This is a genomic window from Streptomyces sparsus (assembly GCF_054776295.1).
Map to the genome: position 1 here is coordinate 1 of NZ_BAAHCA010000663.1, position 2,741 is coordinate 2,741.

Consider the following 2,741-nt stretch of genomic DNA (forward strand, 5'->3'; position numbering starts at 1 on the left):
CGGCACCAGGCGGGCCGGGTCGGACCACTCCGGCGGGGGCTGCACGCCCGGCTCCACCGCCGCCGCGGCCGACGCCCGGGCCTGGACCACCGCCAGTGCGGCGGCCAGCTCCTCGGGGGTGGGATTGCCCCGAACGACCTTGATCATCACAGCCTCCTAGTCCGTCAGAGCGGGATGTTGCCGTGCTTCTTCGGGGGCAGCTGCTCCCGCTTGGTGCGCAGGGTGCGCAGGCCGCGGATGATGTGCCGGCGCGTCTCGGACGGCAGGACCACCGCGTCCACGTAACCGCGCTCGGCGGCGACGTACGGGTTGAGCAGGGTGTCCTCGTACTCGGCCGTCAGCCGGGCCCGCAGCTCCTCGCGCTCCTCGTCGCCCTCGACGGCGGCCAGCGCCCTGCGGTGCAGGATGTTGACCGCGCCCTGGGCGCCCATCACCGCCACCTGCGCGGTGGGCCAGGCGAAGTTGAGGTCCGCGCCGAGGTGCTTGGAGCCCATCACGTCGTACGCGCCGCCGAACGCCTTGCGGGTGATCACGGTGATCAGCGGCACGGTCGCCTCGGCGTAGGCGTAGATCAGCTTGGCGCCGCGCCGGATGATGCCGTTGAACTCCTGCTCGGTACCGGGCAGGAAGCCCGGCACGTCGACGAACGTCAGCACCGGCACGTTGAACGCGTCGCAGGTCCGCACGAAGCGGGCGGCCTTCTCGCTCGCGTCGATGTCCAGGCAGCCGGCGAACTGCATCGGCTGGTTCGCGACCACGCCGACCGAGCGGCCCTCGACGCGGCCGAAGCCGGTCAGCATGTTCGGTGCGAACAGCGCCTGCGTCTCCAGGAACTCGCCGTCGTCCAGCACGTGCTCGATGACGGAGTGCATGTCGTACGGCTGGTTCGCCGAGTCCGGGATCAGGGTGTCCAGCTCGCGGTCCCGGTCGGACGTCTCCAGGTCGACGTCCTCGGGGAACGCCGGCGGCTCGGACAGGTTGTTCGACGGCAGGTAGGAGAGCAGCGCCTTCACGTACTCGACGGCGTCCTTCTCGTCCCCCGCCATGTGGTGCGCGACGCCGGAGGTCGAGTTGTGGGTGCGCGCGCCGCCCAGCTCCTCGAAGCCGACGTCCTCACCGGTGACGGTCTTGATGACGTCAGGACCGGTGATGAACATGTGCGAGGTCTTGTCGACCATCACGGTGAAGTCGGTGATCGCGGGGGAGTAGACCGCGCCACCCGCGCACGGGCCCATGATCAGGGAGATCTGCGGCACCACACCCGAGGCGTGCACGTTGCGGCGGAAGATCTCCGCGAACAGGCCGAGCGCCGCCACACCCTCCTGGATGCGGGCGCCGCCCCCGTCGTTGATGCCGACGACGGGACAGCCCGTCTTCAGGGCGAAGTCCATCACCTTGACGATCTTCTCGCCGTAGACCTCACCCAGCGAGCCGCCGAAGATGGTGAAGTCCTGCGAGTAGACGCACACCGGCCGGCCGTCGACCGTGCCGTAGCCGGTGACGACGCCGTCGCCGTAGGGACGGTTCTTCTCCAGCCCGAAGTTGGTCGAGCGGTGCCGCGCGAACTCGTCCAGCTCGGTGAAGGAGCCCTCGTCCAGGAGGAGTTCGACGCGCTCCCGGGCGGTGAGCTTGCCTTTGGCGTGCTGCTTCTCCACTGCGCGCGCCGAGCCCGCGTGGGTGGCCTCGGCGGCCCGCTGCCGGAAGTCGGCGATCTTGCCCGCGGTGGTGTGCCCCTGGTGCATGCCGGGGGCCGGGTTTTCCTGCTCGGACACGGGGAGCGGCTCCTAGTCGTCCTCGGCGCCCAGACCCCGCCCGGTCGTCTCCCGGTTTCGCGGTGCCTGGCACGCGCTGCTGCGTGGTCGGGACCTTCCCGGCAGGTCCGCGCCACCGCCGGCCCCCGCGGTGCGGTGCGGCGACGCCGGGCGCCGGCCGCACACCGGGGGTACCGGCAGGCGGAACCTACCGACTCGTAGCGTATCGGCGTGCGCACTTTTCGGCGGTGCGGCGTTGGCCACACCTAGGGTGGGCCCATGACACCCGATATGCCCCCGAACAGGCCGCCGCACGAGGGTCCCGGCAGCCGCTGGTCCGACCTGGACCGCCCCCCGCTGAACGCGGCGGCCCTGCGCCGGGCCCTGCTCCGGCCGGACGGCCTGTGGTCGGAACTGGAGGTGGTCGCCGAGACTGGCTCGACCAACTCCGACCTCGTCGAGCGCCTGCACGCCGGGCCCGTCGAGGAGGGCACGGTGCTGGTCGCCGAGCGGCAGACCGCGGGCCGCGGCAGGCTCGACCGGCAGTGGACGGCCCCCGCCCGCAGCGGCCTGTTCCTCTCCCTCGTGCTCCGGCCCGGCCCCGGCGTGCCGCTGCGCCACTGGGGCTGGCTGCCCCTGCTGGCGGGGGTGGCGACGGCCACCGCGCTGTCCCGCGCCGCGGGCGTGGACACCGCGCTGAAATGGCCCAACGACCTGCTGGCGTACGTCGACGGATCGGAACGCAAGATCGGGGGGGTACTGACCGAGCTGATCGGTGACGCCGAGCACGGTGCCGTGGTGGTCGGCATCGGGCTGAACGTCTCCCTGCGCGCCGACGAGCTGCCGGTGCCGGAGGCCGGTTCGCTGCTGCTCGCCGGGGCGGGCGGCACGGACCGCGATCCGCTGCTGCGCGCGGTGCTGCGGTCCGTCGAGGACTGGTACACGAGATGGCGGGACGCGGGCGGTGACGCCGCGGCCTGCGGCCTCCAG

The 2,741-nt window shown here is 72.2% G+C and carries 3 protein-coding genes; 1 reads left to right on the plus strand and 2 read right to left on the minus strand.

The window, feature by feature from the left end; translation table 11 throughout:
- Nucleotides 1–147: acyl-CoA carboxylase epsilon subunit (locus ACYVE9_RS21810; RefSeq protein WP_461029588.1), on the minus strand; the 147-nt coding region annotated here is incomplete at its 3' end.
- Nucleotides 148–164: 17 nt separating this feature from the next.
- Nucleotides 165–1,742 carry an acyl-CoA carboxylase subunit beta gene (locus ACYVE9_RS21815; RefSeq protein WP_461029589.1) on the minus strand — a complete coding sequence of 526 codons (1,578 nt, stop codon included), beginning with the start codon at nt 1,740–1,742 and terminating at the stop codon, nt 165–167.
- Nucleotides 1,743–2,030: 288 nt separating this feature from the next.
- On the opposite strand from ACYVE9_RS21815, the gene ACYVE9_RS21820 reads away from it, so the two are divergent.
- Nucleotides 2,031–2,741, plus strand: a 711-nt coding sequence (locus tag ACYVE9_RS21820; protein ID WP_461029587.1) for a biotin--[acetyl-CoA-carboxylase] ligase, incomplete at its 3' end; no start/stop codon positions are given.

Coding starts and splice junctions, on each gene's coding strand:
- ACYVE9_RS21815 (WP_461029589.1), bottom strand. CDS start 1,742: ATGCACCAGGGGCACACCACCGCGGGCAAGATCGCCGACTTCCGGCAG.